Raw genomic sequence first — 18,658 nt, forward strand, 5'->3', positions numbered from 1 at the left:
ACTTCGTTGTAGGCCCACGATGTGACGAGCCAGGCCCGCCGGGTTCTCGAGAATCCAGGGGCACCAGCTCGCGCGTGCTGTATGGGAACCGCTGCGAGAAAGGTGCACAGGTCACACCATGACGATGACCGATCCAATTGCAGACTTCTTGACCCGTCTGCGCAACGCCAATTCGGCGTACCACGACGAGGTGAAGCTTCCCCACTCGAAGCTCAAGGCGAACATCGCCGAGATCCTCAAGCGCGAGGGCTACATCTCCGACTACCGCACGGAAGACGCCGAGGTGGGCAAGACCCTCATCGTCGATCTGAAGTACGGCCCGAGCCGTGAGCGCAGCCTCGCCGGCGTGCGACGCGTCTCCAAGCCCGGTCTCCGGGTGTACGCAAAATCCACCAATCTGCCCAAGGTTCTCGGCGGCCTGGGCGTGGCGATCATCTCCACGTCCACAGGTCTGCTCACGGAGCGTCAGGCGGCCAAGCAGGGTGTGGGCGGAGAAGTCCTCGCCTACGTCTGGTAGGGGAGGCCACCACCATGTCACGTATTGGAAAATTGCCGGTACCGGTCCCCGCTGGAGTCGATATCACCATCGACGGCCAGAACGTTGCGGTCAAGGGCCCCAAGGGTGCCCTGAGCCTGACGGTCGCCGAGCCCATCCAGATCGCTCGCGCCGACGACGGCACCATCGCCGTCACCCGGCCCGATGACGAGCGCAAGAGCCGTGCACTGCACGGACTTTCGCGCACTCTCGTCGCGAACCTCATCACCGGTGTCACCAACGGTTACACCAACAAGATGGAGATTCACGGCGTCGGTTACCGCGTCGTACTCAAGGGCAAGGACCTCGAGTTCGCACTCGGTTACAGCCATCCCGTGCTGATCGAAGCACCCGAGGGCATCACGTTCACGGTCGAGTCGCCCACGCGATTCACCGTTGTCGGCATCGACAAGCAGAAGGTCGGTCAGATCTCTGCCAACATTCGTCGTCTGCGGCGTCCGGACCCGTACAAGGGCAAGGGCATCCGCTACGAGGGTGAAGTGATCCGCCGCAAGGTCGGAAAGACGGGTAAGTGATATGAGCCAGCAAACAGCAGACAAGGCGAACGTCGTCAAGCGCACTCCGCGTGGCACCGACGTCTCGACGAAGCGTCGCCTGTCGAAGGCACGTCGTCACTTCCGCCTTCGCAAGAAGATCTCCGGCACGCCCGAGCGTCCCCGCTTGGTCGTCAACCGGTCCTCGCGTCACATCCACGTGCAGTTGATCGACGACCTCGCCGGCCACACGCTGGCCAGCGCGTCGAGCATCGAAGCAGATGTGCGCGCCCTCGAGGGCGACAAGAAGGCCGTCAGCGCGAAGGTCGGCGAGCTCATCGCCAGCCGCGCGAAGGCAGCCGGCGTCGAGGCAGTCGTGTTCGACCGCGGCGGCAACAACTACAGCGGCCGCATCGCGGCACTCGCAGACGCAGCCCGTGAAGGCGGGTTGACGTTCTGATGATGACAATGACTGACAACGGAAGGACAGCCTGATGCCGGGACGTCAACGGCGTGACGGCGGAAGCGGCCCCGCCGGACAGAACAGTGGCCCCAACGCAGGTGGCGACAACAACCAGCGCGGCGACAACCGCGGTGGCGGTCGTGACCGTCGTGACAACGGCCGTGGCGGCAACGCTGCGGACAAGTCGAACTTCATCGAGAAGGTCGTCACGATCAACCGCGTCTCCAAGGTGGTCAAGGGTGGTCGACGCTTCAGCTTCACCGCCCTCGTCATCGTCGGTGACGGCAACGGACTGGTCGGCGTCGGCTACGGCAAGGCCAAGGAAGTTCCCGCGGCCATCCAGAAGGGTGTCGAGGAGGCTCGCAAGAGCTTCTTCCGCGTCCCGATGATCGCCGGCACCATCACCCACCCCATCCAGGGCGAAGCCGCAGCAGGCGTCGTCATGTTGCGTCCGGCCAGCGCCGGTACCGGCGTCATCGCCGGTGGCGCTGTGCGTGCCGTGCTGGAGTGCGCCGGTGTCCACGACGTGCTGTCGAAGTCGCTCGGTAGCGACAACGCCATCAACGTCGTGCACGCGACCGTCGCAGCCCTCAAGGGTCTGCAGCGTCCCGAGGAAGTTGCGGCTCGCCGCGGCCTGACCCTCGAAGAGGTTGCACCCGCCGGAATGCTGCGCGCACGCGCACAGGCAGGAGCGGTGAAGTAATGGCTCAGCTGAAGGTCACCCAGATCAAGAGCACCATCGGCCAGAAGGCGAACCAGCGTGACAGCCTGCGTACTCTCGGGCTCAAGGGCATCCGCCAGACGGTCGTCCGCGAGGACAACCCGCAGAACCGCGGACTGGTCAACACGGTGCGCCACCTCGTAACTGTTGAGGAGGTCTAACCATGACCATCAAACTGCACCACCTGCGCCCCGCAGCCGGATCCAAGTCGACGAAGATTCGCGTCGGCCGTGGTGAAGGTGGCAAGCGTGGCAAGACCGCAGGTCGCGGTACCAAGGGAACCGGCGCACGCAAGAACGTGCCGGCACGCTTCGAGGGTGGCCAGATGCCCCTCCACATGCGGCTCCCGAAGCTCAAGGGCTTCACCAATCGCAACCGTGTCGTGTTCCAGGTCGTGAACCTGCGTGACATCGAGCGTTTGTTCCCCGAGGGCGGTCAGATCGGTATCCCCGAGCTCATCGCCAAGGGTGCCGTTCGCAAGAACGAGCCCGTCAAGGTTCTCGGCGACGGAAACCTGTCCGTGAAGGTCGAGATCTCGGCCAACAAGTTCACGGGCTCCGCCAAGGAAAAGATCGCCGCTGCCGGCGGTTCTGCAACCGAGGTATGAGCATCGGTTCGATGTGCTGAGTAGCAGTGCATCGACCAGCAGTTCGTGACGATGGCCGCAGCCACAGCTCTCGCAGCTGAGCTGCGGCCATCGTTGCCTCGGCACCACGTGCCGTGGTCGACCGAACGGACGGGGTCCAACACTGACCGTCGGGCGGTTCGATACGCACTGTTAGAGTTCTAGAGTTCACAGAAGTTCGTTTCGATGCGGGCGACGCATGTCGCTTGCAGTCCATGCTCGTGAGGCTCACGGGAGCACCGGTTTGCGCTCCCGACGAAGTACTCGCAGCGTCAATGCAGTCGTGCCAGGAGGATCTTTGCTTTCCGCCTTCGTGTCGGCCCTCAGGACTCCTGACCTGAGACGGAAGATCCTCTTCACGCTCGGTCTGGTCGCCCTGTATCGCTTCGGTGCCACGCTGCCGTCGCCGGGCGTCGACTACGCCAATGTCCGAGCATGCATCGACCAGGTCTCCGGTGGAGACTCGGCGGGCATCTACTCGTTGATCAACCTGTTCTCCGGTGGAGCGCTCCTTCAGCTCTCGGTGTTCGCGATCGGCATCATGCCGTACATCACCGCCAGCATCATCGTGCAGCTGCTCACCGTCGTCATCCCGAAGTTCGAGGAACTCCGCAAGGAGGGCCAGTCCGGGCAGGCCAAGATGACGCAGTACACGCGTTATCTGTCGATCGCCTTGGCCATCCTGCAGGCGACCGGCCTGGTGGCACTCGCTTCGCGCGGCCAGCTGCTTCAGGGCTGCCAGCAGGACATCATCGCTGACCAGTCCATCTTCGGCCTCGTCATCATCGTGCTCGTCATGACCGCCGGTGCAGCCGTCGTCATGTGGTTCGGCGAGGTCATCACCGAGCGCGGCGTCGGCAACGGCATGTCGCTGCTCATCTTCGCCGGAATCGCCTCGCGTATCCCGTCCGAGGGCAACTCGATCCTCGAGAGCCGCGGCGGGCTGGTGTTCGGATTCGTCTGTTTCGCAGCGTTCCTGATCATCACCGGCGTGGTCTTCGTCGAGCAGGGTCAGCGCCGAATTCCCGTCCAGTACGCCAAGCGCATGGTCGGTCGAAAGATGTACGGCGGCTCGTCCACGTACCTTCCACTCAAGGTCAACCAGGCCGGCGTCATCCCGGTGATCTTCGCGTCCTCGCTGCTGTACCTGCCGAACCTCATCGCCCAGCTCACCTCGGCGAGCACCGCGGTCGATCCGAGTTGGTGGCAGCGCATCATCAACGAGTACCTGGTGAACCCCGCAAACCCGGTGTACATCGCGATCTTCTTCGGTCTGATCGTCTTCTTCACGTACTTCTACGTGGCGATCACGTTCAACCCCGAAGAGCGCGCCGACGAAATGAAGAAGTTCGGCGGGTTCATCCCGGGCATCCGTCCGGGCAAGCCGACCGCCGACTATCTGAACTACGTCCTCAGTCGCATCACGTTGCCGGGTGCGGTCTACCTGGGCACCATTGCCGTACTGCCGAACCTGTTCCTCGACATCGGAAGTTCGGGTGGAGGACAGAACCTGCCGTTCGGCGGCACCGCCGTTCTGATCATGGTCAGCGTGGGCTTGGATACCGTGAAGCAAATCGAAAGCCAGCTGATGCAGCGTAACTACGAAGGGTTCCTCAAGTGAGACTTGTTCTGCTCGGTCCCCCCGGTGCCGGCAAAGGCACCCAGGCCGTCCTCCTGTCCGAGAAGCTGGGCGTTCCGCACATCTCCACCGGCGACCTGTTTCGCGCGAACATCGGTGAGAAGACGGCGCTCGGACTCGAAGCGAAGAAGTACCTCGATGCAGGCGACCTTGTTCCCAGTGAGCTGACCATCGACATGGTCCGCAGTCGCCTCGCCGAGCCCGACGCGGTGAACGGCTTCCTGCTCGACGGCTTCCCGCGTTCGGTGGGTCAGGCCGAGGCGCTGGTCGGCATCCTGGCGGATCTGAACGCCGAGCTCGACGCGGTACTCTCCTTCGCCGTCGACGAGGACGTCGTCGTCGAACGCATGCTCTCGCGTGGACGCGAGGACGACAAGGAAGACGTCATCCGGAACCGACTCAAGGTGTACCGGGACGAGACCGCGCCGCTGCTCGACTACTACGAGGGTCAACTCGTGACGGTCGACGCGATCGGTGAGGTGGACGAGGTCAACGCTCGCGCGCTGAAGTCCATCGAGGACCACGGCAAGTAATGGCGTTCGGCCGTAAACGCAAGGTCGTGCCGTTCCGCAGCGCAGGCGAACTCGACGCCATGGCTGCGGCCGGCGCGGTCGTCGGCGCTGCTCTGGTTGCCGTTCGGGCAGCGGCGGTACCCGGTGTCTCGACTCTCGAGCTGGACCGAGTGGCCGAGGCGGTCATTCGCGACGCCGGCGCTGTGCCGTCGTTCCTCGGGTATCACGGCTTCACCGGCAGCATCTGCTCGTCGGTGAACGACCGTGTGGTGCACGGCATTCCGTCGGCGGATGAGCTGCTGGTCGCAGGCGACCTGGTGTCCATCGACTGTGGGGCAGTTCTCGACGGTTGGCACGGAGACTCTGCGTGGACGTTCGGTGTCGGCGACATCATCGAGGCCGATGCGATGCTGAGCGAGGCGACGCGGCTGTCGATGGAAGCCGGTATCGCCGCGATGCTTCCCGGCAACCGGCTCACGGACGTCTCGCACGCCATCGAATCCGGAACCCACGCGGCCGAGCAGGCACACGGCCGCAAGTACGGAATCGTCGACGGATACGGCGGTCACGGCATCGGCCGTGAAATGCACATGGACCCGTTCCTTGCGAACGAGGGTGCGCCCGGCAAGGGGCCGGAGTTGGTGGTCGGATCCACCCTCGCGATCGAGCCCATGCTGACCCTCGGAACGTACGAGACCGACATTCTGGACGACGGGTGGACGGTCGTGACCACCGACGGATCCCGATCCGCGCACTGGGAACACACCGTTGCCGTCACCGAGGACGGGCCGCGGATCCTGACGCTACGACCCAGCTAGGGGCAGACCCGGCCGGGGTCACCAGGCCAACGAGCCGTAGCGCCGCCCGCCACGGAGCAGGCCGAGGTGCGCAGCCACCAGACGTAGCCAGAGTCGAGTGGGCGTCCTTGTCACGGCAGTCGGAAGCAGAGGGTTCCGTACGCCCAGCATCAGCAGGGCGACGGAGATCGAGCGGGCCCGGAACGGCGGGCAGCCGTGGACTCGGTAGAGGCCGCGCACGTGAGCCGATCCGTATCCCAGAGCTCCCGCTTGTTTCCAGTTCTCCCGGTGGCCGGTGCGCAGTCGGTACGAGACCAGTGGTTCGGCGATGAAGTGCAACCGACGGCCCGCGTGCTGTGCGCGCCACGAGAATTCCATGTCCTCGCTGGCGTGTACGTATTCGAGCATGCCGCCGAGCTGACGGTAGGTCGATCTGCGGCACGCCATGCTGGCACCGATGACGAACGGCAGGAATGTCGACTTGCCCTGATCCGTGGGCGGTGCGAAAGGCGTCGATGCTCGCGTGGCAACGGAGTTCAGTGTCTCCGTCTCCAGGCCGGTACCCACGAGGTCGTACTCGTCGAGGCCCGCAACGATGCGTCGGAGCCAGCTCGGGTGCACCGCGTCGTCCGCGTCGCAGAATGCAAGCAATTCGCTGCGGGCGGCGTCTGCACCCCGGTTGCGTGCGAACGATGCCCCGGGGTTCCCGCAGCATCGACGTATCTCAGGTCCAGAGCGCCACGAAGGTGATGGCTGTCGATGTGTTCGCGAAGGCCGTCGGTCGAGCCGTTGTCGCTGATGATCACCGTGAACGGATGCTCGTAGTCCTGTCGAGCGAGAGCTCGCAGTTGATCGTAGAGAACGTCCTTGGCGTTGTGAATTGGGATGATGACGGATACGACCGGGTCTCCGGCGCGCGTGTCTGATCTCAAGAGGGGTGCCTCGTAGTCGTCTTCGCGGACACGGCCGCCGCTGCGAACGCAGTCGGTACGGCCAGTGGTTGTGCGGCTGTGATGCAGCCCGGCGGAACGTTAGCTCAGGAAATCGAACTGGGGCAAACGTTGACCTGGAGTATGGACACTGGACGCATTTGGCCAGACGTGCATTACCCGGTAGCATGGATCGACGGTGCGCCCTGCGTACCGGATGTTCGCGTGCCCTGGTGGGCTGCGAACCGTTCCGGCGATACGTCGACCCGTTGATTCGGGTCGGTCAGTGGGCATCACGGTAACGGAAACAGATGCAATCAACCAGGTGTGAGAGCCAGGATCGCGGAGGATATGGCCAAGAAAGACGGTGCTATCGAGGTAGAGGGCCGAGTTGTCGAACCGCTGCCCAATGCGATGTTTCGCATTGAGCTCGAAAACGGCCACAAGGTACTCGCTCACATCAGCGGAAAGATGCGTCAGCACTACATCCGCATCCTTCCCGAGGATCGCGTCGTGGTGGAGCTTTCGCCCTACGACCTCACGCGTGGACGCATCGTTTACCGCTACAAGTAAGAGCTTCCCCGGCCACGTCCGGTCGGGGAGAACCATGCTCGGGGCCACTGCACGCAGCGGGGCCGAGCTACACACAGGAGATCAACGACGTGAAGGTTCAGCCGAGCGTCAAGAAGATCTGCGAAAAGTGCAAGGTGATTCGTCGTAACGGACGCGTCATGGTGATCTGCGACAACCTGCGTCACAAGCAGCGTCAGGGATAACCACCGAGCATTTCGCACGTCGGCTTGGCAACAGCTAGAAGATGACCTCCCAGCACCAACCGCGACACACGCGTCGCGGCAGACCCCCGGCACGGAGGCCGGGGCCCCACTGAGTTAGTTGAAAGACGCTTCACACCCCAGCGGTGAGAAGGACACAGGGGACGGACTGGGAGCAGACCTCCGGACAAGAAAAGGAAATGCCACATGGCACGTCTCGCAGGTGTGGATCTGCCGCGCGAAAAGCGCATGGAGATCGCACTGACTTACATCTACGGCGTCGGCCGTACCCGCTCCAAGGAAATCCTCACAGCGACGGGCGTCAGCCCCGACCTGCGAAGCAAGGATCTCGGCGACGACGATCTGCGCAAGCTCAGCGATTACATCAACGAGTCCCTCAAGGTCGAGGGCGACCTGCGCCGCGAGGTTCAGGCCGACATCCGTCGCAAGATCGAAATCGGCTGCTACCAGGGTCTTCGCCACCGTCGTGGTCTGCCCGTCCGTGGACAGCGCACCAAGACCAATGCGCGTACCCGTAAGGGACCCAAGCGCACCATTGCCGGCAAGAAGAAGGCGAAGTAATGCCCCCCAAAGCACGCGGTACCGGTCCGAAGAAGGCGCAGAAGACGCGTCGCAGGGACAAGAAGAACGTCCCGCACGGATCTGCGCACATCAAGAGCACGTTCAACAACACGATCGTGTCGATCACCGACCCCGCCGGAAACGTCATCTCGTGGGCGTCCTCGGGACACGTGGGCTTCAAGGGCTCGCGCAAGTCGACTCCGTTCGCCGCACAGCTCGCAGCCGAGAACGCTGCGCGCAAGGCACAGGAGCACGGCGTCAAGAAGGTCGACGTCTTCGTCAAGGGTCCCGGCTCCGGCCGTGAGACCGCGATCCGCTCGCTTCAGGCCGCTGGCCTCGAGGTCGGCACCATCTCCGATGTCACCCCTCAGCCGCACAACGGCTGCCGTCCGCCCAAGCGGCGTCGGGTCTAGCGGGAAGGAAAGGTTTAGAAAATGGCACGTTATACCGGTCCTATCACCCGCAAGTCGCGTCGTCTGCGCGTCGACCTCGTCGGAGGCGACCAAGCGTTCGAGCGTCGTCCCTACCCGCCCGGCCAGCACGGCCGCGCGCGGATCAAGGAGAGCGAGTACCTGCTCCAGCTGCAGGAGAAGCAGAAGGCTCGCTTCACCTACGGCGTCATGGAGAAGCAGTTCCGTCTGTACTACAAGGAAGCCAACAGGACGGTCGGCAAGACCGGCGAGAACCTGCTGACCATCCTCGAGAGTCGTCTCGACAACGTCGTCTACCGCGCCGGACTGGCACGCACGCGTCGTCAGGCCCGTCAGCTGGTCACGCACGGTCACTTCCTGGTGAACAACAAGCGCGTCGACATCCCCAGCTACCGCGTCTCGCAGTACGACATCATCGACGTGCGTGAGAAGTCGGCACAGACTCTGCCGATCCAGATCGCCCGCGAAAGCTACGGCGACCGTCCCGTCGCCCCGTGGCTGCAGGTCGTTCCCAACCGTCTTCGCATCCTGGTGCACCGGTTGCCGGAGCGCGCACAGATCGACGTGCCGCTCCAGGAGCAGCTCATCGTCGAGTACTACTCGAAGTAAGGCGCAGCACGCATGTGAGTCTCCCCGTGAGGCTCACATGCGTCTTCGCCTCCACACGTGGGCGTCAAATAGCGGACGCCCGTACAGGAGGAACACACAATGCTCATTTCACAGCGCCCGACGCTGACCGAAGAGGTCATCGCCGACAACCGCTCGAAATTCGTCATCGAGCCGCTCGAGCCCGGCTTCGGTTACACACTCGGCAACTCGCTCCGCCGCACCCTGCTGTCGTCGATCCCCGGCGCTGCTGTCACCAGCATCCGTATCGACGGCGTCCTCCACGAATTCACCACCGTCCCCGGAGTCAAGGAAGATGTCACCGACATCATCCTGAACCTCAAGGGCCTCGTGGTGAGCTCCGAAGAAGACGAACCGGTCACCATGTACGTCCGCAAGCAGGGCCCCGGCGCTGTGACCGCAGGCGACATCGTGCCCCCGGCCGGCGTCACGGTGAACAACCCCGATCTGCACATCGCGACCCTGAACGGCAAGGGCAAGTTGGAGATCGAGCTCGTAGTCGAGCGCGGTCGCGGCTACGTCCCCGCCGTTCAGAACAAGGCTTCGGGTGCCGAGATCGGCCGTATTCCGGTCGACTCGATCTACTCACCCGTGCTCAAGGTCACCTACAAGGTGGAGGCCACCCGCGTCGAACAGCGCACCGACTTCGATCGGCTCGTTCTCGACGTGGAGACCAAGAATTCCATCACCGCGCGGGACGCGCTCGCTTCGGCGGGCAAGACCCTGGTTGAGCTCTTCGGCCTCGCCCGTGAGCTGAACGTCGAAGCAGAAGGCATCGAGATCGGACCCTCGCCCGCCGAGGCCGATCACATTGCTTCCTTCGGACTCCCCATCGAGGATCTGGACCTCACCGTCCGTTCCTACAACTGCCTCAAGCGCGAGGGTGTTCACACCGTCGGCGAGTTGGTTGGTCGTACCGAGTCCGATCTGCTCGACATCCGTAACTTCGGGCAGAAGTCCATCGACGAGGTGAAGGTCAAGCTGCATTCGCTCGGCCTCTCCCTCAAGGACAGCCCCGCGTCGTTCGATCCGAGCACCGTGCCTGGCTACGACGCCACCACGGGCACGTGGAGTGACACCGACGCCGGCTCCTTCAGCGACACCGAAGGTGCCGAGCAGGACTACGCCGAGACAGAACAGCTGTAATCAGCTCGCTGGAGCTCTTACTAGGAGATTCATCATGCCCAAGCCCACCAAGGGCCGCCGTCTCGGCGGGTCGGCGTCGCACCAGAAGGCCATCCTGGCCAACCTGGCGACGTCACTCTTCGAGCACGGCCGCATCACCACCACCGAGTCGAAGGCCAAGCGCCTTCGTCCCCACGCCGAGAAGCTCGTCACCCACGCCAAAAAGGGTGATCTGGCGCATCGTCGTGAGGTTCTCAAGACGATCAACAACAAAGATGTCGTGCACAAGCTGTTCGCCGAGATCGGGCCTTTCTTCGCCGATCGCGACGGTGGCTACACGCGCATCATCAAGACCGTCCCCCGCAAGGGTGACAACTCGCCGATGGCCATCATCGAGCTCGTCAACGAGCAGACGGTGTCCAACGAAGCCGATCGCGCTCGCCGCGTGAAGGCTTCGCAGGCTGCTCCCGCCGCAACCGAGGCTCCGGCCGAGGACGCGACCGACGAGAACGTCGTCGAGGCTGTCGAAGCCGACGCGACCGACGCCGAGGTGGCCAACGCCGACGCAGTCATCGAAGGCATCGAGGACAACGACGCACACGCGTCGGACGCCCCCGAGGCCGAGGAAGCCAAGAAGGACTAGTCCTTTTGAGCTCCGCGCACGATCGAAGCGGGCCCGCCATTCCCCCAGGGGAAGGCGGGCCCGCTTTGTCGGTCCCCACCAGATTTCGGCTCGACATCTTGTACGACGGCACGAGATTCTCCGGGTGGGCGCGCCAACCGGGTATCCGCACCGTCTGCGGAGTGCTCGAAGAAGCCTTCTCCACGGTGCTGCGGCAATCGGTAGAGCTGACCGTGGCGGGACGAACCGACGCGGGAGTCCATGCGACGGGACAGGTGGCGCACTTCGACGCCGTCGACGTTCCCGACGATCACGACCGACTGGTCCGCCGAATGGCCCGGTTTCTACCCACCGATGTTCGAGTGCGGGCCATCACCGCCGTCTCCCGTGATTTCGACGCGCGATTCTCGGCATACCGCAGGCACTACGAATATCGTTTCGGCACTGCGCCATACGGTGTCGACCCCCACGATGTCGCCGGTGTCGTCTCCTGGCCCAGGCCCATCGATCTGGGTACGATGCGTGAGGCATCCGTGGGATTGGTCGGTCTGCACGATTTCGCCGCGTTCTGCAAGCGACGTGACGGTGCCACCACCGTTCGGGAACTGCAGCGCTTCGACTGGGAGCGCGACGGCGATCGTCTCACCGCATACGTCAGCGCCGACGCATTCTGCTGGTCGATGGTCCGTAGCCTCGTCGGTGCCATGCAGGCCGTGGGGGAAGGGCGTCGAACTCCCGACTGGGCGCGGTCATTGTTGACTCGGCGCGAGCGGGCGAGCGAGGTGGCGGTGGCTCCGGCGCACGGCTTGTCCTTGGTTGGAGTCGACTACCCGCCGGCCGACGAGCTGGCCGCTCGGAACGCGGCCACCCGAGAAGTGCGCTCGGCGATCACCGGCGGCGGTTGCTGTGGGGGAGAGGGCTGACCGAGCGTCACCGGGTCTAGTGTCGGAGCGATGCAGCCGATACAGCTCGCCATCGTCGTCGGTAGTGTGCGTGCCGGTCGAGTGGGACCGACCGTCGCGGCCTGGGTTCGAGGTGTCGCAGCCGAACGCACCACCGTCGAGGTGGTGGACGTCGACCTGGCCGATTTCGAGTTACCGAATTCTCTCGTTCCGTGCGAGGACTCCGAACGCTTCACCGGGATCATAGGTGCCGCCGACGCCTTCGTGTTCGTCACTCCGGAGTACAACCACGGCGTACCCGGTGCGTTGAAGACTGCGCTCGACACGGTGAAGTACGAATGGCGTGGCAAGCCGGTGGGATTCGTCTCCTACGGCGGGCTGGGCGGTGGGATTCGAGCGACCGAACAGCTGCGGCAGATCACTGCCGAATTGCACATGGTCTCGGTCCGAGACGCCGTGTCGCTGCACCGGGTGCGCAAGCGGTTCGACGAGTCGGGACGGATCGACGATGCCGCAGCCGTCGACGCTCTCGGGCGTCTTCTCGATCAGCTGGAGTGGTGGGCCGATGCGGTCGCCGGCGCTCGTGGGCGCGCCGACTACCCCGGCTGAGAATCGGTCATGCACGAACCGCGGGGCGCAGACTCCTGGGGCGGCCGATGAACGCCGTCTCCGGCGGAATCGTGACCAATGTCAGCTCGACGTCGAGTGGACCGGATCGGACTCGAATTCGATCTCCCGACGCATGGGGCTGGACGATCGTCAGATCCGGCTCAGGCACGCTTCGCTCCTGTTCGGGGCGGCCGGTCCGCGGTAGGTGCTCGGACAACGAGATCATGGTGACGCCCGAAAGTCCCTGTTGCACAGACGGTGCCGAATCGTCGGCGAAGTCGATCAGTATCACGTCGTACGACGGCCGGGATCGGGTCGTGGTGCCGTCGACCAGTAGTCGATCGGGTGCGCCGATGGCGTCGAGGATCGCGCGCCAGGCGTGCGGGCGATCCGTGCGGACGAGAACCCTGGCACCGGTGGCGATGGCGCGGAAGATCAGTTGCTGGGCGAGGTAGAGCTCTCCGGCGATTCGAACTCGCGTCAGGCCCGGTCCGAACAGCCGCACCGCGACACCGTGTCCGTGAGCATCGGATCCCAACAGCTGGCCGCACCCGCTTACCGGGAGTTTCAGCTCGTGCATCGTCGTTGTGTCGAGAAATCGTCTGGGAGACAACGAATCCAGGGCGGGTAGGGCCAGCGGGAGCTGGGCGAGGATGCCGTCGCGTTGACTCCCGCTCATCGAGGTCAGCGCGCGTACACGAGGCTTCGTGATCGGTGTTCGAGTGGCGAATCTGCACGACCCATGGATGCGCACCTTCCCGGTGTCGTGGGTCGGTTGCAGGCGGAAGGACAGCGTCGTTCCGAGGGACGGTGTTGCCCACAGGGTCGCGATGTCCTCGGCAGTGACTGTGCTGCAATCGATTCCGAAGCCGGTACTCGACGCACCCGGTAGGGGTGCTGTCGACCACGTCTGGGTGAGGTCGTCGATACTCACGCCCCGGCACAGGTGCAACACAGCCGATCGTAGTTCGGAGCTCGTCAACAGTCGCGAGGACAGCCCGTGGGCGTTCAGAGCGCGATGTACGCGAGTGGTCGCGACGACAGCGGCGCGGGCTGCCCCGGCCCTGCCTCCGCCTCTGGCCCCGATCGCACGCGCATTCGCACGCAGGTCGAGAGTGACTGCCACCCAGACTGTTCGCACCGCTACTGCCGGTAGCGGACCGATGAGTGACTCGTACACCTCGGTGGCGACCGAGCCTGCCGAGCTGCGGAATCCGAGTGCAACGACGTCGATGGAGCAGACCTCGATGTCGTGCTGTCGCAGACACGACGCCAACGCGTCGACAGGAAGCGTGTGTTGCGTCTCGGCGCTCGCCTTGCCGAGGACTGTGGTGGCGTGCCCGGGCGGGACGATCTCGATGGTGCAGGTGACGGTGTCGCGCTGCCAGTGGACCCCGACCGGGCCGACTGCCGTGTCGGTGTGGTCCGTACTCACACCGACATCGGGGGCACGATCGGCGAGGAACCGCCAGATTGTCCGGACCCAGTCCACGACCGATCTGCGCCGAACGGCGACGAACGGAACGAGCGCTACCGTCGCAACAGCGAGCAGAGTCAGCCCTGGTCTCACCTGTGCCGCGAACAGAGCCGAGCCGATCGCCACGGCTGCGGTCTCGGCCAAGATCACCCGCCGCACCGTGGGCGCGACGAAAGGAACGGCGGCTCGCCCACGCCCTGCCCGACCGGTACGCGTCATCGAAACCCTCCCCCCGAAGGTCGCAGTGCCCCATCGACGAACGCCAACGCGGTCGCCGAGGTGTGCGGACGAACTGTACTGTGTCGCGTGACCCGAATGGGGATCGGGTCCGCACAATCCTGGGGAGGAAGCGTGGCGTCGACGCCGACAACGAAGTGGCAGGTTGGCGGTTACCGCTTTCTCGTCCGCAGAATGGAACATGCACTGATCAGACGCGACGTTCGGATGCTGCACGATCCGATGAAGTCGCAGTCGCGGGCACTGCTCGTGGGCGTCGTCGTCGCCTGCATCGGCTTGGCGGGATGCGCTGCGCTGGCACTGTTTCGGCCGCAGGACAAGATCGGCGACGCGTCGATCGTGGTGGGCAAGGATTCGGCCGCGATGTTCGTGAAAGTGGACGACGTGTTCCATCCGGTGCTCAATCTCGCGTCGGCTCGATTGATCGTAGGCAAGCCCGACGACCCGTTGACGGTCAAGGAATCCGAATTGTCCGCACGACCCCGCGGCGCGCTGGTGGGTATTCCCGGTGCTCCGTCTGCGCTACCGCACGACAGTGACGGCAGCGCAGAAACGTGGACCGTCTGCGACACCGTCGACCGGATCACGGGAGTGACCTCGACAACGGTTGTGGTGGGTGATCCTCGCTTCGGTGAAAGCACGGCTGCGCTCGCCGATTCCGAGGCGTTCCTCTGGACATCGGACGGCACTGCCTATCTCGTGCACGACGGCACCAAATCGCCGGTCGACCTGAACAACAGGGCAGTGGTCCGGGCACTCGGACTCGAGGACGCGACACCATCTCCGGTCAGTGCCGGTCTGCTCAATTCCGTGCCCGAATCACCCCCCGTCGCAGCACCGTTCGTGCCTCGAGCGGGTGAGGCTCCTGCGTTTCCGTTCGACGGCCGGACGATCGGATCGGTCGTCAAGGTCGCCGGTCGCGACGTCCAGTACTACGTGGTTCTCGAGGACGGAATACAAGCGATCAACGAGACTGCGGCCCTCCTCCTGAAATTCACCGATTCGCAGGGCAGTCCGGAAATCGTAGCCGTCAATCCCGACCTGCTCGCGAATGCTCCCAAAACGTCCTTCGGGCTGGAGGTTTCGACGTTTCCGGAGACCGCTCCCACGATCGTCGATACCGGGGAGCGCCCGGTGGGTTGCTTGACGTGGGAGCCACTCGCAGTTGCCGACGGCGGGCCGTCGGCTCGACTGGTCGAGTCCGCCGGTCGCGGGCTGCCGCTGGAGGCAGATGCACAACCGGTTTCGCTGGCTCAGGCCGATGGTGGCGGTGACGCCGTCGACCAGGTCTATCTGGCACCCGGTAGCGGCGGTTTCGTGCGCAGTACCGGTATCTCCGCGTCGAGTACACGTCAGGGCAGCGTCTTCTTCGTGGCCGATACCGGAGTGCGATACGGCGTCGACGGTGCCGAGGCTGCGTCGGCGTTGGGGTTCGGACCGCCGGCACCCGCGCCCTGGCAGATACTCCAATTGCTCGGCAGTGGGCCAACTCTCGGGCGCGGCCAGGCCCTGACGATGCACGACGGTGTTGCTCCCGACCCGCAGGCCGCGGCGCTTCCGACGAAGTAGCGCCGGGCTCAGTCGGTTCTGCCGCGTCGGCGCAGCGGTACCGACAGTGCGAGTCCGAGTGCCAGGATCACTGCCACCAGCACCGAACCGGTGACGGCTGCGGTCCGCGGTCGATGATCCGGCGTGGGCGGCGGCAACGGCGCACTCATCGCAACACTGTCCGCAGGAACCGACCGGGGGGTGGGCGTCACCGAATCGGTCACCGCTGCAAGCGGATCGACGACGCCGTGGCCGACGAAGGGATTCCACCCTTCGGCCGGCTCGTGCGCCGTTCGTTCGATCCGATCGATCACCTCCAGCGCCGACAGTTCGGGCCGGTGGGAGCGCACCAGCGCCGCAACCCCGGCAACCAGCGGTGCCGCAAAACTCGTTCCGGTCATGGGAATCACGCCATCGGTGCCCCGGGTGCCGTTCGCCAGTCCGTTGCCAGTAGGCGACAGCGACGTCATATTCGAGCCCGGAGCGGCGACGTCGACCCACGGACCGGCCAGGCTGAACGGAGACGGTGTGCCGTCCGACTCGACCGAACCGACAGTCAACACGTCGTCGAACCACGCCGGAGTCGCGATGGTCGCGATGGACGCCCACGGGTCGGCACCAGGCCGAAGCGGATCGGTCATCGGGTTCTGTGCCTGGCAGGCAGCGCTGCCGAGATTTCCAGCTGCTGCGACGACCACGACGTTCCTCTCTCGGACGGCGTACTGCACGGCCGCGCCGAGCGGACCGTCGGCCACACCGCCTCCGGCGGGCACGCAGGCGACCTCGGAGATGTTGATGACCGAGGCACCCGAGTCCACCGCAGTTCGGATGGCCATGGCCATGGTGCGCACGTTGCCGTAGCCCGCGGCATTCTCCGGCTCTGCTGTCTTCTCCTCCTCGGGCCGGTTGTCGACGATCTGAAAGACACTGCTGGACTGACGAATCGACAGTATGCGGGCGTCGGGTGCGCCTCCAGCGAATCCGCTGCCGGGTGCGGTCTGTGCGGCGATCAGGCCGGCGACCATCGTTCCGTGTGCATCGCAGTCGAACAGCCCGTCGCCTGCGCTGACATAGTCGCCGCCGGCGATCAGACCCGGCAGGCGCGGATGTGCGGTGACGCCGGTGTCGATGACGGCAACCACTTGACCTGCCCCACGGGTGATGGGCCAGACCGATGCGAAGTCGAGCGCCTTCAGTGCGGTCGGCACGTCCTGGGCGTCGGCAGTCGCGGACGGCAGCGCGCAGGCGTTCTTCTGTTCCGTGGGTTCGAGCGGGCCGGGAGCGCTCGGCGCAGGCAGCTGGAAGGGGTCGATCACCGGACGTTCGGCGCGTGCGGGATACCCGCCGAAGGCTGCGTCGAACGACAGCGACAGAGCAGTGAACGCCGCGATGACGACCGTTCGCCGTCGGTGCGGCGTCACAGCCCGCGGACGACGCTGTACAGACCGCACACCCACACTGCAATCGGAATGACCAGGGCGATGGCGGCGTATTCGAGTAGTTCGGCCGCTCTCCGCATCACCGGCGAGTACGTCCGTGTGGGCACGAATGCCCCGAAGATCGACGAGGCCACCGCGCCGGCCAGTGCCACCCCGAACAGAGCGAGGACGAGATCCGGCAGTGCGACGACCGCACCGACGAGGAGCGCCAGCAGAATCGTCGCTCCGCCTGCGACCAGCGGAACGGCATGCGTCACAACGGCATAGGTGCGTCCACGCAGCAGCAGGACGAGCGCACACAGCGCCGCCAGCGCGACCGCAGGCCAACGGACGCCATCTCCCGAATCGGCTCCCGCCGCGACAAGCACGCCCGCCACCACGGCGACGCTGAACGCCGACAGCAGACCGGTCAGGTAACTACGCGCTTCGGCCGCGGCGACCTGCAGATCGTCGAACGAGATCGCGTCGAGTTCTGCTTCCTCGACGGTGTCCAGCGGTGCTCCCGCGGTGGGGACCGGTGGAAGCGGCAATTTGGCCTGCATCATCGACACGCGGGCAGAGAGCGCGATTCCAGCCAGGCCGGTGAGGGCCGCGGCAGTACCGATCGCCGGTGGTGCCATCGTGGTGAACAAGGCGCACACCGCGGCAGCGAACGTCAGAAGCGCCACCGATATCGCAGCGGTGAACAGTGCGAACCCGGTCCCGCCGATACGAAGGGACAGCAGAGCCGTCGCACCGGCCATGGCCGAACCCAGCATCAGCTGAGCCGCGCCGAACTGCCCGGGTACCAGCACAGTTCCGCCGGTGAACATCAGCGCGACGGCGCATCCACCGAAGAGGACGGCGACGGAGTGCTGGTGATACATCCGCCCCAGAATCACCCCCGCTATCGCGAAGAGAATCGACGCAGTGACGGCAGCCAGCCCCTCGACGAGACTGCCGACGTGCTCGGCTCCGGCCCGGATCGGCCCACGTAACAGGACCGCGCACGCCAGCAACACCAGCGCACCGGTGACAACCGAACCCACCGTGCGCGCGGTACGCGCAGTCCAGTGCGGAACATCGTCGGTACCCGATCGCGCAACGGAATACATGAGGTCGTCGAACAGTGGAACCGGCGCGGGCCGCTCGGCCACACCCAACACGAGCAACTCACCGTCACGCACCGACAGCTCCGCCAACGTCGCAGTCGGTGACAACGGTGGGAACCCGATCCGCGCGAGCGTCCACGCCACGGGCAACCCTTCAGACGCGGGATCCCCGTCGCGGGGTTCTCCTCGTCCCGCAGGCTCCACTCCCGCCGCAATCAGGTCGACGATTCCCGGTACGAGAAGCGAGACCGGAACGTCCACCGGCAGCGCCATGTCCACCTGCGTGGACCTGGCCAACACCGTCACCCGACAGACTTCCTGCGCGAAGACGGACTGCGCGCCCGCTGCCCGCCGACCCACGTCCGACGCGGCGGGTGACTGTGTCGGATCGGCAGGTGCCGTGCGTGACGGCGCAATGCCGGCCGGTGGACGGCTGTCGGCGCGTGTCATGGATATCCCCCCGGATACGTTCGATTCACG

23 protein-coding genes and 1 pseudogene are annotated in these 18,658 nt (G+C 65.0%); 19 read left to right on the forward strand and 5 right to left on the reverse strand.

Annotated features, from left to right (window positions below):
- Positions 1-118 precede the first annotated feature (118 nt).
- The 9 genes from rpsH to map all read left to right on the forward strand — a co-directional run bounded on the left by rpsH (position 119) and on the right by map (position 5,807).
- Positions 119-517, forward strand: a complete 399-nt coding sequence (gene rpsH / locus R3P93_RS01005) for a 30S ribosomal protein S8 (RefSeq protein ID WP_008718266.1) — start codon at positions 119-121, stop codon at positions 515-517.
- A gap of 14 nt (positions 518-531) precedes the next feature.
- Positions 532-1,071 (forward strand): 50S ribosomal protein L6, encoded by a 540-nt coding sequence (rplF, locus tag R3P93_RS01010; protein WP_032397535.1) that lies wholly within the window; start codon positions 532-534, stop codon positions 1,069-1,071.
- Between the two features lies 1 nt (position 1,072).
- Positions 1,073-1,489 (forward strand): 50S ribosomal protein L18, encoded by a 417-nt coding sequence (gene rplR / locus R3P93_RS01015; RefSeq protein WP_032365631.1) that lies wholly within the window; start codon positions 1,073-1,075, stop codon positions 1,487-1,489.
- A 34-nt stretch (positions 1,490-1,523) separates the two neighbouring features.
- A complete protein-coding gene (rpsE, locus tag R3P93_RS01020; protein ID WP_032397534.1) occupies positions 1,524-2,195 on the forward strand; it encodes a 30S ribosomal protein S5 in 672 nt (223 codons plus the stop codon).
- Entirely contained in the window at positions 2,195-2,374 is a 180-nt protein-coding gene (rpmD, locus tag R3P93_RS01025) for a 50S ribosomal protein L30 (RefSeq protein ID WP_008718256.1), read from the forward strand. Before rpsE ends, rpmD begins: the two co-directional genes overlap by 1 nt.
- 2 nt (positions 2,375-2,376) lie before the next feature.
- On the forward strand, positions 2,377-2,820 hold the full coding sequence (rplO, locus tag R3P93_RS01030; protein ID WP_317532230.1) for a 50S ribosomal protein L15: 444 nt from the start codon (positions 2,377-2,379) through the stop codon (positions 2,818-2,820).
- Between the two features lie 316 nt (positions 2,821-3,136).
- Positions 3,137-4,459: a preprotein translocase subunit SecY gene (gene secY / locus R3P93_RS01035; protein ID WP_032397531.1), complete on the forward strand. Its 1,323-nt coding sequence runs from the start codon at positions 3,137-3,139 to the stop codon at positions 4,457-4,459.
- A complete protein-coding gene (locus R3P93_RS01040; RefSeq protein ID WP_094639134.1) occupies positions 4,456-5,010 on the forward strand; it encodes an adenylate kinase in 555 nt (184 codons plus the stop codon). The genes secY and R3P93_RS01040 overlap by 4 nt, the downstream gene beginning before the upstream one ends.
- A complete protein-coding gene (gene map, locus R3P93_RS01045) occupies positions 5,010-5,807 on the forward strand; it encodes a type I methionyl aminopeptidase (protein WP_269594390.1) in 798 nt (265 codons plus the stop codon). Before R3P93_RS01040 ends, map begins: the two co-directional genes overlap by 1 nt.
- A gap of 18 nt (positions 5,808-5,825) precedes the next feature.
- On the opposite strand, the gene R3P93_RS24575 is transcribed toward map, so the two are convergent.
- Positions 5,826-6,509, reverse strand: coding sequence for a glycosyltransferase (locus tag R3P93_RS24575; protein WP_366235704.1), 684 nt, complete (start codon positions 6,507-6,509; stop codon positions 5,826-5,828).
- 35 nt (positions 6,510-6,544) lie between these two features.
- Positions 6,545-6,718 (reverse strand): annotated as a pseudogene (locus R3P93_RS24580) (glycosyltransferase); the annotation flags it as partial.
- A gap of 348 nt (positions 6,719-7,066) precedes the next feature.
- Between R3P93_RS24580 and infA the strand changes: the two are divergent.
- From infA to R3P93_RS01095, 9 genes are all read left to right on the forward strand, one after another.
- Complete coding sequence (gene infA, locus R3P93_RS01055) at positions 7,067-7,288, forward strand: translation initiation factor IF-1 (protein ID WP_005140011.1); 222 nt, start codon at positions 7,067-7,069, stop codon at positions 7,286-7,288.
- 89 nt (positions 7,289-7,377) lie between these two features.
- A complete protein-coding gene (gene rpmJ / locus R3P93_RS01060; RefSeq protein WP_025347279.1) occupies positions 7,378-7,491 on the forward strand; it encodes a 50S ribosomal protein L36 in 114 nt (37 codons plus the stop codon).
- 204 nt (positions 7,492-7,695) lie between these two features.
- The gene (gene rpsM / locus R3P93_RS01065) at positions 7,696-8,070 is read left to right on the forward strand and encodes a 30S ribosomal protein S13 (RefSeq protein WP_008718227.1); all 375 of its coding nucleotides are present in this window, start codon (positions 7,696-7,698) and stop codon (positions 8,068-8,070) included.
- Positions 8,070-8,483, forward strand: a complete 414-nt coding sequence (gene rpsK, locus R3P93_RS01070; RefSeq protein ID WP_027496331.1) for a 30S ribosomal protein S11 — start codon at positions 8,070-8,072, stop codon at positions 8,481-8,483. The genes rpsM and rpsK overlap by 1 nt, the downstream gene beginning before the upstream one ends.
- A 21-nt stretch (positions 8,484-8,504) precedes the next feature.
- Entirely contained in the window at positions 8,505-9,110 is a 606-nt protein-coding gene (gene rpsD / locus R3P93_RS01075) for a 30S ribosomal protein S4 (RefSeq protein ID WP_032397528.1), read from the forward strand.
- 99 nt (positions 9,111-9,209) lie between these two features.
- Entirely contained in the window at positions 9,210-10,274 is a 1,065-nt protein-coding gene (locus R3P93_RS01080) for a DNA-directed RNA polymerase subunit alpha (protein WP_317532232.1), read from the forward strand.
- 34 nt (positions 10,275-10,308) lie between these two features.
- On the forward strand, positions 10,309-10,896 hold the full coding sequence (rplQ, locus tag R3P93_RS01085; RefSeq protein ID WP_068051325.1) for a 50S ribosomal protein L17: 588 nt from the start codon (positions 10,309-10,311) through the stop codon (positions 10,894-10,896).
- A 5-nt stretch (positions 10,897-10,901) separates the two neighbouring features.
- Complete coding sequence (gene truA, locus R3P93_RS01090) at positions 10,902-11,798, forward strand: tRNA pseudouridine(38-40) synthase TruA (RefSeq protein WP_317532233.1); 897 nt, start codon at positions 10,902-10,904, stop codon at positions 11,796-11,798.
- Between the two features lie 30 nt (positions 11,799-11,828).
- Positions 11,829-12,386, forward strand: a complete 558-nt coding sequence (locus R3P93_RS01095) for an NADPH-dependent FMN reductase (protein ID WP_068051320.1) — start codon at positions 11,829-11,831, stop codon at positions 12,384-12,386.
- 7 nt (positions 12,387-12,393) lie between these two features.
- Here R3P93_RS01095 and eccE read toward each other — a convergent pair whose 3' ends face one another.
- The gene (gene eccE, locus R3P93_RS01100) at positions 12,394-14,082 is read right to left on the reverse strand and encodes a type VII secretion protein EccE (protein ID WP_317532234.1); all 1,689 of its coding nucleotides are present in this window, start codon (positions 14,080-14,082) and stop codon (positions 12,394-12,396) included.
- Positions 14,083-14,214: 132 nt separating this feature from the next.
- Between eccE and eccB the strand changes: the two genes are divergently transcribed.
- Complete coding sequence (gene eccB / locus R3P93_RS01105) at positions 14,215-15,669, forward strand: type VII secretion protein EccB (RefSeq protein WP_317532235.1); 1,455 nt, start codon at positions 14,215-14,217, stop codon at positions 15,667-15,669.
- Positions 15,670-15,677: 8 nt separating this feature from the next.
- On the opposite strand, the gene mycP is transcribed toward eccB, so the two are convergent.
- Together mycP and eccD are read right to left on the reverse strand one after the other, a co-directional pair.
- Positions 15,678-17,099 (reverse strand): type VII secretion-associated serine protease mycosin, encoded by a 1,422-nt coding sequence (gene mycP / locus R3P93_RS01110; protein WP_394855234.1) that lies wholly within the window; start codon positions 17,097-17,099, stop codon positions 15,678-15,680.
- Positions 17,066-18,628 (reverse strand): type VII secretion integral membrane protein EccD, encoded by a 1,563-nt coding sequence (gene eccD, locus R3P93_RS01115; RefSeq protein ID WP_317532236.1) that lies wholly within the window; start codon positions 18,626-18,628, stop codon positions 17,066-17,068. Before eccD ends, mycP begins: the two co-directional genes overlap by 34 nt.
- Positions 18,629-18,658: the final 30 nt, after the last annotated feature.

Origin of the sequence: Rhodococcus cerastii (assembly GCF_033042195.1) — a bacterium.
GTDB lineage: Bacteria > Actinomycetota > Actinomycetes > Mycobacteriales > Mycobacteriaceae > Rhodococcoides.